13 protein-coding genes are annotated in these 13,491 nt (G+C 59.8%); 11 read left to right on the top strand and 2 right to left on the bottom strand.

Annotated features, from left to right (window positions below; translation table 11 throughout):
- Positions 1-75: 75 nt before the first annotated feature.
- Positions 76-246, bottom strand: coding sequence for a hypothetical protein (locus G5229_RS19185; protein WP_421210065.1), 171 nt, complete (start codon positions 244-246; stop codon positions 76-78).
- Positions 247-326: 80 nt separating this feature from the next.
- Here G5229_RS19185 and codB point away from each other — a divergent pair, with 80 nt between their 5' ends.
- The 11 genes from codB (at position 327) to hemB (ending at position 9,886) form a co-directional block, all read left to right on the top strand.
- Entirely contained in the window at positions 327-1,571 is a 1,245-nt protein-coding gene (codB, locus tag G5229_RS19180) for a cytosine permease (protein WP_335842067.1), read from the top strand.
- Positions 1,565-2,830 carry a cytosine deaminase gene (locus tag G5229_RS19175; protein WP_335842068.1) on the top strand — a complete coding sequence of 422 codons (1,266 nt, stop codon included), beginning with the start codon at positions 1,565-1,567 and terminating at the stop codon, positions 2,828-2,830. The genes codB and G5229_RS19175 overlap by 7 nt, the downstream gene beginning before the upstream one ends.
- 95 nt (positions 2,831-2,925) lie before the next feature.
- Positions 2,926-3,303: a fluoride efflux transporter CrcB gene (gene crcB, locus G5229_RS19170; protein WP_005339378.1), complete on the top strand. Its 378-nt coding sequence runs from the start codon at positions 2,926-2,928 to the stop codon at positions 3,301-3,303.
- Positions 3,304-3,368: 65 nt separating this feature from the next.
- A complete protein-coding gene (gene ubiE, locus G5229_RS19165; RefSeq protein WP_005342396.1) occupies positions 3,369-4,121 on the top strand; it encodes a bifunctional demethylmenaquinone methyltransferase/2-methoxy-6-polyprenyl-1,4-benzoquinol methylase UbiE in 753 nt (250 codons plus the stop codon).
- 8 nt (positions 4,122-4,129) lie between these two features.
- Positions 4,130-4,738 (top strand): ubiquinone biosynthesis accessory factor UbiJ, encoded by a 609-nt coding sequence (locus tag G5229_RS19160; protein ID WP_335842069.1) that lies wholly within the window; start codon positions 4,130-4,132, stop codon positions 4,736-4,738.
- On the top strand, positions 4,738-6,378 hold the full coding sequence (gene ubiB, locus G5229_RS19155; RefSeq protein WP_236320662.1) for a ubiquinone biosynthesis regulatory protein kinase UbiB: 1,641 nt from the start codon (positions 4,738-4,740) through the stop codon (positions 6,376-6,378). Before G5229_RS19160 ends, ubiB begins: the two co-directional genes overlap by 1 nt.
- 42 nt (positions 6,379-6,420) lie before the next feature.
- A complete protein-coding gene (gene tatA / locus G5229_RS19150) occupies positions 6,421-6,672 on the top strand; it encodes a Sec-independent protein translocase subunit TatA (protein ID WP_005339385.1) in 252 nt (83 codons plus the stop codon).
- Between the two features lie 3 nt (positions 6,673-6,675).
- Positions 6,676-7,140, top strand: coding sequence for a Sec-independent protein translocase protein TatB (gene tatB / locus G5229_RS19145; RefSeq protein WP_019446666.1), 465 nt, complete (start codon positions 6,676-6,678; stop codon positions 7,138-7,140).
- Positions 7,137-7,892, top strand: a complete 756-nt coding sequence (tatC, locus tag G5229_RS19140; protein ID WP_058058793.1) for a twin-arginine translocase subunit TatC — start codon at positions 7,137-7,139, stop codon at positions 7,890-7,892. The genes tatB and tatC overlap by 4 nt, the downstream gene beginning before the upstream one ends.
- A 188-nt stretch (positions 7,893-8,080) precedes the next feature.
- Positions 8,081-8,866 carry a TatD family hydrolase gene (locus G5229_RS19135; protein ID WP_421210062.1) on the top strand — a complete coding sequence of 262 codons (786 nt, stop codon included), beginning with the start codon at positions 8,081-8,083 and terminating at the stop codon, positions 8,864-8,866.
- Between the two features lie 3 nt (positions 8,867-8,869).
- Complete coding sequence (gene hemB, locus G5229_RS19130; RefSeq protein ID WP_421210060.1) at positions 8,870-9,886, top strand: porphobilinogen synthase; 1,017 nt, start codon at positions 8,870-8,872, stop codon at positions 9,884-9,886.
- Positions 9,887-9,951: 65 nt separating this feature from the next.
- Here the strand turns inward: hemB and G5229_RS19125 are convergent, their stop codons facing one another.
- Complete coding sequence (locus G5229_RS19125) at positions 9,952-13,458, bottom strand: hypothetical protein (RefSeq protein WP_421210058.1); 3,507 nt, start codon at positions 13,456-13,458, stop codon at positions 9,952-9,954.
- Positions 13,459-13,491 lie beyond the last annotated feature (33 nt).

Raw genomic sequence — 13,491 nt, 5'->3', positions numbered from 1 at the left:
CTGATATGGCTCAGTCGGTAGAGCGCATCCTTGGTAAGGATGAGGTCCCCAGTTCGATTCTGGGTATCAGCACCATTAAATAGAAAGCCTCCCTGAAAAGGGAGGCTTTTTTGCATCCGTCATTTTTTGATATCCCCTTACATTCCCTATTCCCGCAACCCCTTCTGCTTGCAGCCGACACTGTTTATCTGCTGGTTTTAGTCCTAATGTGTTACTCATTTGACTGCTGTTGATGGTTTTATCCATATATTTAACCATGATTGATTGACGCGAAACGTTTTACATGTAAAATCCGGCGCGTTTTGCCTATTACGTGGAGAAAGAGCATGGCGCAGGATAACGAATACTGTTTGGGGGCGGTACCCGCCAAAGGGCGCAAAGGTGTGCTTTCGCTGATGCTGGTGATGCTCGGCCTGACTTTCTTCTCTGCCAGCATGTGGACCGGTGGTGCGCTGGGCACCGGCTTGGTGTTCGATGACTTCATCAAGGCGGTACTGCTCGGCAACTTGCTGCTGGGTATCTACACAGCCTGTCTTGGTTATATCGGTGCCTCAACCGGTCTCTCTACCCATCTGCTGGCTCGTTACTCCTTTGGGGTGAAAGGTTCTTGGCTGCCTTCGCTGCTGCTGGGCGGTACTCAGGTCGGCTGGTTTGGCGTTGGTGTGGCGATGTTTGCCCTGCCGGTGCAGAAGGCGACCGGCATCGATGTGAACTGGTTGATCGCCATTTCGGGCATTCTGATGACGGTAACCGTCTACTTCGGTATCTCCGCCCTGATGGTGCTGAGCTTTGTGGCCGTACCGGCCATTGCACTGCTTGGCGGCTACTCGGTCTGGCTGGCGGTGACCTCGACCGGTGGCATGGCTGCACTGCAGCAGGTACAACCAAGCAATCCCATCGAGTTCACCACGGCGTTGACCATGGTGGTTGGTTCCTTTATCAGTGCAGGAACCCTGACCGCCGACTTTGTTCGCTTTGGTCGCAAACCCTGGGGCGCCGTCATGATTACCATGGTGGCGTTTTTTTTGGGCAACACGCTAATGTTCGTCTTCGGTGCAGCTGGTGCGGCGGTAACGGGGCAGGCCGATATCTCGGAAGTGATGCTGATGCAGGGGCTGTTGATCCCCGCCATTCTGGTGCTGGGCCTCAATATCTGGACCACCAACGACAACGCTCTCTACGCCTCCGGCCTCGGTTTTGCCAATATTACCGGTCTCAAGAGCAAGCCGCTCAGCGTGATCAACGGCCTAGTCGGCACCGCCTGTGCCCTCTGGCTTTACAACAACTTTGTCGGCTGGCTGGCCTTTTTGAGTACGGCAATTCCGCCGATCGGTGGCATTATCATCATGGATTTCCTGCTCAATCGTGAGCGTTACCGTCAGTTTGCCGATCAGCAGTTCGAGACGGTGCGCTGGCAGGCGCTGGTCGCCACGGCAGTCGGGGTGGCTGTCGGCAAGTCGCTGCCGGGCATAGTGCCACTCAACGCGGTATTGGGCGCCGCCTTCACCTATTTCATTCTGGTTCGCCTCACCCAGCGGCCGGTTCTGGTACAGGAAGCTAACAAATGCTGATTCAACATATTCGTTTGGCCGATCGGGAAGGGTTGTGGCAGATCCGCTGTCAGGATGGGGTCATCACAGCCATCGAACCCCATGACGAACATGCCGTCGCCGGTCGGGTGCTGGACGGGGAGGGCGGTCTTGCCATCGCGCCCTTTATCGAGCCCCATATTCACCTCGATACCACCCAGACGGCGGGCGAGCCGAGCTGGAACCTCTCCGGCACCCTGTTCGAGGGGATCGAGCGCTGGGCCGAGCGCAAGGCGCTGCTGACCCATGAGGATGTGAAACAGCGTGCCATCCAGACGCTGAAGTGGCAGATCGCCAACGGCATCCAGTTTGTCCGTACTCACGTCGATGTCTCCGATCCCAATCTGGTCGCGCTCAAGGCGATGCTGGAAGTGCGGGAGGAGATGAAGGAGTGGGTCGAGCTGCAGATCGTTGCCTTCCCGCAGGAGGGGATCCTCTCCTACCCGAATGGCAAGGCACTGCTGGAGGAGGCGCTCAAGCTGGGGGCCGATGTGATCGGTGCTATTCCCCATTTCGAGTTCACCCGGGAATATGGTGTCGAAAGTCTGCACTACATCTTCGATCTTGCCGAGAAGTATCAGGTTCTGGTCGATGTGCACTGTGACGAAATCGATGACGAGCAGTCTCGCTTTATCGAGACGCTGGCGACCTTGGCCTACGAGCGGGGTATCGGTCATAGAGTCACCGCCAGCCACACCACCGCCATGCACTCCTACAACGGCGCTTATGCTTCCCGCCTGTTCCGGCTGCTGAAGATGGCGGACATCAACTTTGTGGCCAATCCGCTGGTGAACATTCACCTGCAGGGGCGGTTCGATACCTATCCCAAACGCCGCGGCATTACCCGGGTGAAGGAGATGCTGGAGGCGAACATCAACGTCTGCTTCGGTCACGACGACGTGTTCGATCCCTGGTATCCCATGGGCACTGCCAACATGTTGCAGGTGCTGCACATGGGGCTGCATGTCTGCCAGATCATGGGTTACGAGCAGATCAACGACGGTCTGAAGCTGATCAGCAGCCACAGCGCCCGCACCCTGAATGTGCAGGATCGCTATGGTATCGAGGTGGGCAAACCAGCCAACCTGCTGATCCTGCCCGCCGATAATGGCTTTGATGCGGTGCGCCGCCAGGTGCCGGTGCGTTACTCGATCCGCAACGGCAAGGCGATTGCCCAGACCCGCCCGGCCCAGACCGAAATCGTGCTGGGTCAGCCAGAGCCCATCGATTTTCGCCGCTGAGATTTCAATCAGGCTGGATGTCGATTAGTTCCGCCTCTGGGCACAAGGGCCGCCATTGCGACATAATGGCGGCCTGACCCTGAGGGAGTGACACCATGCAAACCTGGTTCTATGTTGCTGCAGGGGGCGCCATCGGCGCCTGCCTTCGTTTTGGGATTGCCGAACTGATGGCCTTGCTGCTGGGGCGCCACTTTCCTTACGGGACTCTGGTGGTCAACGTGGTGGGCTCTTTCATCATGGGGGTGGCATTCGCCCTCATCAGTCATGGTCATGTGGTAGAACACCCGATGAAGCCGCTGCTGATGGTGGGGATCCTCGGTGCCCTGACTACTTTCTCTTCCTTTGCCCTCGATACGGTAGTGCTGGCTCAACATGGGGCCTATCTGAAAGCGCTGCTCAATATCGGTCTCAATCTCTTCCTCTGTCTGGCCATGGTGGTGCTGGGCATGCAGTTGGTTGCGAGCCGGGTTTAAGGTGTCCGGACGCCAGTGGCTCTGGTAAACTGGCGGCCATTCTTTGCTCTATGGGTGTTTAAGGGATGTCAGAACAAGCAACGACAACGCATTTTGGCTTTAAAACCGTGGCCGCGACCGAGAAGGAAACTCTGGTAGCAGGTGTCTTCCATTCGGTGGCAGCCAAGTATGATCTGATGAACGATCTGATGTCGTTCGGCATCCACCGCCTGTGGAAGCGCTTCACCATCGACTGTTCCGGTGTGCGCAAGGGCCAGAAGGTGCTGGATCTGGCCGGTGGTACCGGTGACTTGACCGCCAAGTTCTCCCGCATCGTCGGCGAGACCGGTCAGGTGGTGCTGGCAGATATCAACGACTCCATGCTGAAAGTGGGCCGCGACAAGCTGCGCAATCTGGGGGTCGCCAACAACGTCTCCTACGTGCAGGCCAATGCCGAGGCGCTCCCCTTCCCGGATAACCACTTCGACGTCATCACCATCGGCTTCGGCCTGCGCAACGTCACCGACAAGGACAAGGCGCTCGCCTCCATGTTCCGGGTGCTCAAGCCGGGTGGCCGTCTGCTGGTGCTGGAGTTCTCCAAGCCGGTCAGTGAAGTGATCGCCAAGCTCTATGACCTCTACTCCTTCAAACTGCTGCCGAAAATGGGCGAAATCGTCGCGAACGACAGTGAAAGCTACAAATATCTGGCAGAGTCTATTCGTATGCACCCGGATCAGCAGACCCTGGCCGGCATGATGGAAAATGTCGGTTTCGAGCAGGTGGAGTACTTCAATCTGACTCAGGGTGTGGTCGCCCTGCACCGCGGTTACAAGTTTTAAGGTTGCCTATGCCGATGGATGCCATGGTCACCGCGGTGATCGAAACCAGCCTCAACCAGTTGCTGGCGCTGGACAAACAGAGCCCGGAGCGGCTGCGCAAACTGGTGGGCAAGGTGTTCAAGCTGGAGCTGCGTGAACTCAAGCCGCTCTGGTTTGTCTTCTCCGAGCGTCGGCTGGATGTGCTGGCCCAGCATGAAGGTGAGGCCGATGCGGTGCTCAGCCTGTCGCTGACCGCCCTCGGTCTGCTGAAAGAACCGTCCGCTCTGACCCGCTATATCCGCGAGGAGAAGCTGGATCTGAGCGGTGATCCCCAGCTGGTGCAGGCATTTAGCGTGCTGCTGGGTGAGCTGGATATCGACTGGGAGGAGGAGCTGTCGCGCTATACCGGCGACGTGCTGGCCCACACCCTGTTCAGTGGTGCCCGTCAGGCGCGTCGCCTGGTCGGTCGCGAGCTGTGCCGCACCCTCAGCCAGCTGGCGGAATATCTGACCGAAGAGGCCCGCCTCGCACCCGGCCCGCTGGAAGTGGCGAGTTTCAACGATGACGTCGAGGTGCTGGCCCAGCAGCTCAAGGCCGTCGAACTGCGGCTGGCCCGCTTCGAACAGCAGGTGACCTGATGACCCCGAAGGAGTTCAAACGCCTCTATCGCATCATCACCATCCTGCTGGAGCAGGGCATCGACGAACTGGTGCCCGCCCGCTATCAACCCTGGCCGGGTCGTCTGGCCCGTCGCTCCCTGTTCTGGCTCAAGAACAAACAACCGGATCTCAGCCGCGGAGCCCGCATCCGCCTCGCCTTCGAGGCTCTCGGCCCCATCTTCATCAAGTTTGGCCAGATGCTCTCGACCCGCCGCGACCTGCTGCCGCCGGATATCGCCGAGGAGCTGGCCCTGCTGCAGGACAGGGTGCCCCCCTTCTGTAGTCAGGCGGCGCGCCAGCAGATCGAGCTGAGCCTGGGTTGTCCCATCGAAACCCTGTTTGACGACTTCGACGAGACGCCGCTGGCGTCGGCCTCCATCGCCCAGGTGCATACCGCCCGCCTGAAGGAGAGTGGCCGCGAGATCGTCATCAAGGTGATCCGCCCCGATATCGAGCCAGTCATCGAGGCCGACCTGCGACTGATGCAGGCGCTGGCCCGTCTGGTGGCCCGCTTCGTGCCCCAGAGCGCGCGGCTGCGCCCCATCGAGGTGGTGGAGGAGTATCGCAAGACCATCCTCGACGAGCTGAATTTGATGCGCGAGGCGGCCAACGCCATCCAGCTACGCCGCAACTTCACCGGCTCCGAGGCGCTCTATGTGCCTGAAATCATCACCGATCTCTGCCGCGAGCAGGTGCTGGTGATGGAGCGCATCTACGGTATTCCGGTCTCCGATATCCCGGCGCTGGAAGCCAACGGCACCAACATGAAGCTGCTGGCCGAGCGCGGGGTAGAGGTCTTCTTCACTCAGGTGTTCCGCGACAGCTTTTTCCACGCCGATATGCACCCGGGCAACATCTTCGTCTCTTACGAACACCCGGAAAACCCGCTCTGGATCGGCATCGACTGCGGCATCGTCGGTACCCTCAATCGGGAAGATAAACGCTATCTGGCTGAGAACTTCCTCGCCTTCTTCAACCGCGACTATCGTCGGGTGGCAGAGCTGCACGTGGAGTCGGGCTGGGTACCGGCAGACACCAAGGTGGACGAGTTCGAGTTCGCCATCCGCACCGTGCTGGAGCCCATCTTCGAGAAGCCGCTCTCCGAGATCTCGTTCGGTCACGTGCTGCTCAACCTGTTCAACACCGCGCGTCGCTTCCATATGACGGTGCAGCCGCAGTTGGTGCTGCTGCAAAAGACCCTGCTCTATGTGGAAGGGTTGGGGCGTCAGCTCTACCCGCAGCTCGATTTGTGGCAGACCGCCAAGCCGTTCCTCGAAAACTGGATGCACGAACAGGTCGGGCCCAAGTCGGTATTGAACGCTATCAAGGAGAAGGCGCCATTCTGGGCGGAGAAGCTGCCGGAGCTGCCGGAGTTGGTCTATGAGACCCTGCGCCAGACCCGTCATCAGCAGCGTCATTTCGACCAGATGTTTGCCGAGTTCCGCCGTCACAGCCGTCGGCAGGGGCAGGCCCGCTACCTCTTAGGGGTTGGAGCCAGCCTGCTATTGGCGGGTGTATTCTTGCTGACCCAAAAACAACACATTGAGTGGGGACAAGCCAGTCTCGCCGGTGCAGCCCTCTGCTGGCTGGTCGGCTGGTTGCGAACCCGTTCCCATTAATCAACAACCGCGCCGTCAGGCGCCTGTTCTGGAGAGAAAATCATGGGTGGTATCAGTATTTGGCAATTGTTGATCATCGCAGTCATCGTCGTGCTGCTGTTCGGTACCAAGAAACTGCGCGGCATTGGCGGTGATCTGGGCGCGGCGGTCAAAGGGTTCAAGAAAGCCCTCTCCGACGAGCCGGCTGATGCCAAGGCCGAGCAGAAAGATGCCGAGTTTCCCCCGAAACAGCTGAACGAAGCGGCCACTCAGAGCAGTGAGACCGCCAAGCAGAAAGACAAAGACCAGGCCTAAGCCATGTTCGATATCGGTTTTTGGGAGCTGGTCGTTATCGGTGTGGTAGCACTGGTGGTACTGGGGCCCGAGCGGCTGCCGGTTGCCATCCGCACGGCTACCCACTGGATCCGCCTCATTCGTTCGACCGCGAACTCGGTCAAGTCCGAGCTGGAGCAGGAGCTCAAGTTGCAAGAGCTGCATAACGACCTGAAGAAGGCGGAACAGTTGCAGATGAGCAACCTGAGCCCCGAGCTGCAGGAGTCCATCGAACAGCTCAAGGCGGCGGCCCAGTCGGTCAATCGCCCCTATCAGGTGGAGAACGAGATCCGTCCGCCGCGCCCCGAGCCGGTCGCCCAGGCTGAGCCTGTCACGCCGGTGGAGCCTGCGGTGCAGCTGAGCCACGACGTGCCGCCGGTCAACAGCCAGCGGGAGAGCGAGCCGGTGCCGGTCAGCGACTCCGCAGTAAAAGGGGAGGTGAAGCCATGAGTCAGGCCGAACAACCCCTGATCAGCCATCTGGTTGAGCTGAGAACCCGTTTGCTGCGCTCCATTACCGCCATCCTCGTGGTGTTTCTGGCGCTGATCTACTTCTCCAACAACATCTACGACTTCGTGGCCCAGCCGCTGCTCAGCCAGTTGCCGGAAGGGACCAGCATGATCGCGACGGATGTGGCGACCCCCTTCCTGACGCCGATCAAGCTGACCCTGGTGGTCTCCTTCTTCGTGGCGATCCCCTATCTGCTCTATCAGGCCTGGGCCTTTATCGCCCCCGGTCTGTACCAGCATGAGCGGCGCCTGATCATGCCGTTGGTGGTCTCCAGTGCCCTGCTGTTCTATGCGGGGATGGCGTTCGCCTACTACGTGGTGTTCCCGCTGGTGTTCGGTTTCTTCACCAGCACAGCACCTGCAGGGGTGACGGTGGCGACCGACATCGCCAGCTATCTGGACTTCGTACTGACCCTGTTCTTCGCGTTCGGGGTGGCGTTCGAAATTCCGGTGGCGACCATACTGCTCTGCTGGACCGGCGTGACCACACCGCAAAACCTGAAGGAGAAACGTCCCTACGTTATCGTCGGGGTGTTTGTGGTCGGCATGCTGCTGACGCCGCCTGATGTCTTCTCCCAGACCCTGCTTGCCATCCCGATGTGGGCGCTGTGGGAGATAGGTCTGTTCTTTGCCCGCTTCTACGTGAAGAAAGAAGATGAAGAGCAACAGGAACAACCGGATGGGGAGAGCTGAGGCTCTGTTCGTCACCTGTTTGCCGGACGGCGAGAGGATGACGACGTCCGCAGGAATAGCAGAACGAGGGGAGCTGAGGCTCCCTTCCTCTTTTCATGCTCCCGTTCGAGGCGTATGGTAAGACCCCATTCGGTAGATGGTTTTCAAATACCTGATATGTATTCCTTTTGTTCGGAACGTCTCATTCCATGATCGATATCGGTTTAAACCTGACCAGCAGCCAGTTCGCCGGTGAACAGCCTGAGCTGGTGGCCCGTGCCCGTGCCGCCGGGGTGGAGGCGTTGATCCTCACCGGTACCGATCTGGCTGGCAGCCGCGAGAGCGCCGGGTTGGCCGCCCGCTGGCCGGGCTACTGCTTCTCCACCGCCGGGGTACACCCTCACGATGCCAAGAGTGTCGATGAAGCGACCCTGCCCGCCCTGCGCGAGCTGGCGGCGTTGCCGCAGGTGGTCGCTATTGGCGAGTGCGGTCTCGACTACAACCGCGACTTCTCCCCCCGTCCGGTGCAGAATGTGGTATTCGACGCCCAGCTGGCGCTGGCCGCCGAACTAGGGATGCCGGTGTTTCTCCACTGCCGCGATGCCCACGCCCGTTTTATCGAGATCCTCCGTCCCTGGTTGCCGAAGCTGCCGGGTGCCGTGCTGCACTGCTTCACCGGTTCCGATGAGGAGCTGGACGAGTGTCTGGCATTGGGGCTGCATATCGGGGTGACCGGCTGGCTCTGCGATGAGCGGCGTGGTCAGCTGCTGCGCGAACAGGTAGCGCGTATTCCGGCCGGTCGGCTGATGATCGAGACCGATGCCCCCTATCTGGTGCCGCGAGATCTGAAACCGCGCCCGAAACGCAACGAACCCGCTTTTTTGCCGCACATCGCCCAGGTGGTGGCGGCCTGTCGTGGTGAAGCGCCCGAGGCCTTGCTGGCCCATACCCGGGCCACCTCCGCCGCGTTCTTCCAACTTCCTCTCCAGGAGTGATTCATGGCTACAACTCTTCCGGGCGCCTTTCCGGGCCGCCGCCTGCGCCGTCTGCGCAAACATGATTTCAGCCGTCGTCTGGTGCGCGAGAACGTACTGACCGTCAACGATCTCATCTATCCGGTGTTCGTGCTGGAGGGGGAGAACCGTCGGGAAGCCGTTCCCTCCATGCCGGGGGTGGAGCGTCTCTCCATCGATCTGTTGCTGGAAGAGGCTGCCGAGCTGGTGGAGTTGGGCGTACCCGCCATCGCCCTGTTCCCGGTCACTCCGCTGGAGAGCAAGAGCCTGATGGCGGAAGAGGCCTACAACCCGAACGGGCTGGCCCAGCGCACCGTGCGTGCCCTCAAGGCCCGCTTCCCGGAACTCGGGGTCATCACCGACGTGGCGCTCGATCCGTTCACCACCCACGGGCAGGACGGCATCATCGATGACGAAGGCTATGTGCTGAACGACATCACCACCGAGATCCTGATCAAGCAGGCGCTCTCCCACGCCGAGGCCGGAGTCGATATAGTCGCGCCGTCCGACATGATGGATGGCCGCATCGGTGCCATCCGCGCGGCACTGGAAGAGAACGGCTTCATCAACACCCAGATCATGGCCTACTCCGCCAAGTACGCTTCCTGCTACTACGGCCCGTTCCGTGATGCGGTTGGCTCTGCCGGCAACCTCGGCAAGAGCAACAAGGCCACCTATCAGATGGATCCGGCCAACAGCAACGAAGCCCTGCACGAAGTGGCGCTGGATATTCAGGAAGGGGCCGACAGCGTGATGGTCAAGCCGGGCATGCCCTATCTGGACGTGGTTCGTCAGGTGAAGGATCAGTTCGGCGTGCCGACTTTCGCCTATCAGGTCAGCGGCGAGTACGCCATGCACATGGCGGCGATCCAGAACGGCTGGCTGAAAGAGAAGGAGACCATCATGGAGTCCCTGCTCTGCTTCAAGCGGGCCGGGGCCGATGGCATCCTCACCTACTTCGCCAAGCGCGTGGCGCAGTGGTTGAAGGAAGATGTCCGTTAAGCCGGGTTGAAGAGATAAACGAGAGGGGGAGCCGATGGCTCCCCCTCTTTGTTATGGCTAGCTGATTACAGCTTGATCCAGGCATCGCTCCAGTGGCTGCCGGTACCCGGCGCATAGTGGCTGGTCGAGCCGCCACACCAGCCGCTGTAGGGCCAGGGTTTGCACTCGTAGTCGTCACCTGCATTGCTGACCCGTTCGCCACTCTGATAAGCGGTGCCCGCAACATAGGCCGGGTAGCTGCCGTTACCACCGTCACTGTCACCACCCGGAGCCTGTTCCACCAACGTCAGGGTGAAGCGGCGCTCGAAGCCCTGCTTGCTCCCCTCCGCCATGCCCGCCAGCAACAGCTCGTAACTGCCGGCCGCAAGGCCCGACTGCGTCAGCTGCAGGGAACCCTGACCATCGATCAGAGCGCTGCCGGTAGCGACCGGATTGCCATCCTGCAACAGGGTCGCGGTGACGGTCACCGGGTTGGCGGTGGTCAGCGTCAGGCTGAAGTCGAGCGCGCCGTTAACGATGGAATATTCAGACGCCAGGTCGGTGACGGTGAAGTCACTGCTGCTACCGGTAGTGGGCAGGATGAAGTCTCCGCTCAGGTAGGTCAGACCGGTCCAGCCGGAGCTGGTCAGCCAGTGCTTGCCATTGGTCTGATAGACGTTGGGCAACTGGGTGCACTGGTTGTTGTCATTGACGAAGCCGATACCGTAAAAGCCCGCCACATTCTTGTAGCAGAGCTGGCGACCATTCTGGTGCAGTACTGGCTGATCCAGCTTGCCCTTGTGGTGGAGTGACAGCCAGTCAAACTGGTTGATGGCCGAGACCAGCGGCACAAACTGGCCATCGGGCTGACGATAACGGATCAGGGATCCGGCATCACAGAGCAGACCATCAGCCTGCTGTTCGACGTAGCCGTAGTACTGCTCGCCATCCTGGAAGGTGAACCGGCAGAGATTGCCTTTCTCCGACTCCTTGGGGATCCAGCCCATCAGCAGTCGCTCCTGATTGTTCAGGGCCGCCAGCTGCCCGGCACTGAAGTCGCTGCCGTTGGCTACCCAGCCTTGCGGCATGGTGGAGAATTGCATGAAGTAGTGGTCGGTATAGTACATGTGGCTGTCAGCGCGGTGCTTGCGAGCCCCCTGGCTGACCGAGTTGTAGCGATAGATGTCGTTTTCCGGCTTGTGGAAACCGTTGAGATCATCGTCCAGATAGGGCAGGTCGCCCTTGCGGATATGGTAGTTGGCCATACCAGTCATCAGCGGATGCCAGCCGTGGCTGCCACGGGCAAACGCGCTCTCATGGCTGTAGGACTTCCCATCGAAGCCGTGGCCAAATTCGTGGGCAATGATGCCCCAGCTGCCGTAGTAGTGGCTGACAAAGTTAAAGGTATCGACCCCGGTGATGCCACCACTCCCCAGCCCGCCCCCCATGGCGGTGATCCCCAGGTTGAGGTAGGGGCGCTTCATCAGGCTGTGGTAGTAGTAGTCATAATCGGCTGCCGTAAAGATCCCGTTCGGCACATAGCTGTTGCCGCCATTGCCGAACATCTCGTAGCCGTTCACCGCCTTGAAGTTGTACCAGACGTGCTTGAACTCCTCGGTCGAGACCATGTAGGCCAGGTTGGTGGCGATGATCAGCCATTCGCGAGCGTAGAGGGCATTGATGGGGCGCCAGGAGCCGCTGGTGTTGGTGGCGAAGCGCACGTTCCAGCTTGGCTTGAGGCGTGCCAGCTTCTGGGCAAACGGATCCGAGTTGGAGCTGAACCTGTGCTCGAACTGGGCAGGCAGATTGATGCTGTTGTCGAGCAGGTTGTTGAGATCAAACACGCCATCGCGGCTGGCGCTGTTGAAGCGTCCCTGCTCGCCAAAGGCGCTCAGTGGCAGGGTGATTTGGGCATAGGCGGGCAGGCGATCGAGCTGGCCCAGGATCAGCCACTTGTTGATACCGTTCAGGCGTGACTCGATATTGATGTCATGCAGCTCTTTGGCGGCATAGTTGGTGATGCGCACCGTGTCGTTATCAAGCAGCTCGGTCTTGACCAGCGAATTGATGTTGACCGAACGCTGGGCGCGATCGATCAGCACCTCGTAGGGTTCGTCATTGCGCAGTATGTAGCTGACTGCGGCCGGCATCAGCTGATCGAAGATCAGCGGGCGAGCCGGCAACTGCTCGTCGGCCGTGAAGCTGATCTCCTTGCTCAGCAGCTGGTTGAAACCCAGGCCGCGTTCGTTGGCGGTGACAAGTGCCGAGCCCGCCAGCTGGAGATCTTTCAGCGCCGCCACGGGCTGCTGGTTGATCTCCCGAACAGTAAAGGTCGGGTTCTTGAACTGAAAGTCGTTGGCGATCAGGGTATCGGCATCATGCCACTCGATGCGGTCCTTGAAGTTCACCACCAGCCGATCGTCATCCCTGTCGATTTTTTGCAGATTGCTGTCGGCGATCACCTGCTCAGGCGCCAGCGGGGTGTTGCTGGCGATGGCATCAGCCAGTTTGCGCAAGTCATAGATGTAGTAGTTTTTGCCGGCTGTATGGGCCAGGAGATAGTCACCCACCTGATGGAGTTGCACCAGACGGTGGCTGTATTTTCCTTCAAAGGCGAGCCGACCGGCGATGGGGGTCTTGAGGCTGTTCTCCGGCGTCACATCCTGCTGGCGGTAGACCTTGATCTCGCTCAGCGCATCGGCCACCAGCACGTAATCCTGATTGGCAAAGACGGCCTGGGCGCGGTGCAGGCTGTTGCTGCCGGAATCCCGACCGGTTCCCAGGGTGGTGACATGGCGATGCTTGTCGGCCAGATCGAAGATATCGACCCGGTGCGAGTAGCGCGAGACCACGTAGAGCAGGTTGTTGCGGACAAACAGTTCGCTGACCTGGTTGTAGGCCGTGGCACTGCCGGTTTCGGTGCCGCGGATCTCGCCAATCTGCTGGCGGCTCGGGATATCGATAATGGCCACATGGCCCGGATTGCCGTTCTGGCTGACATAGAGCCGATCCTGATAGCGCTCGACCGCCGTGATCAGGCTGGCGTCCAGCCCCAGCTGGTCGGCCGCCAGCTCCTCGCCTTTGTCCAGATATTGCAGCGAGGTGGCAAACGAGTTGACGCTGCAGGAGCTGGTCTCCATCACCACCCGGGTGCGTTCGCCATTCTGGATCTGGCCGTGGGGGAAGTACTCCAGCAGACAGCCGTTGCCGTAGTCATAGTTGCCAAAGCGTTTGTTGACTGCTACGACCCCACCGTCGTACCAGGTCAGCTCCCACTCCTCATCGAAGAAATCAAAGACGTTACGAATGGCTGTTTCGTCGAAAAAGTGGGGTTTGGGCAGATCAAACAGGATGTGGTTATCCGCCGTCAGCGGGTAGAGCAGGCCGTTGATGGCAAGGTGGCGCTTGCCATCCTTGATGATCACGTTCTGCTCGTCAGCCGCACTCTGGTGCAGCGCGGCGAGACGCGCCGTCATCTGCTCGTAGTGCTCCTGATAGGTTTGTTTGAAATAGGCTTGTTCGCGCTCATCGGCCACGACATGGGCCGACAGCAGCAAACCGAGCAGGGTGGCAAGCTTGGTGGTTCTTGGCATGGTGATTTCCTTATCTTGGTTGTTGTTGGACGT

The organism is Aeromonas sp. 602396 (assembly GCF_049173735.1).
Taxonomy (GTDB): Bacteria; Pseudomonadota; Gammaproteobacteria; order Enterobacterales; family Aeromonadaceae; genus Aeromonas; species Aeromonas veronii_A.
This window is presented reverse-complemented; position numbering and strand designations above follow the sequence as displayed.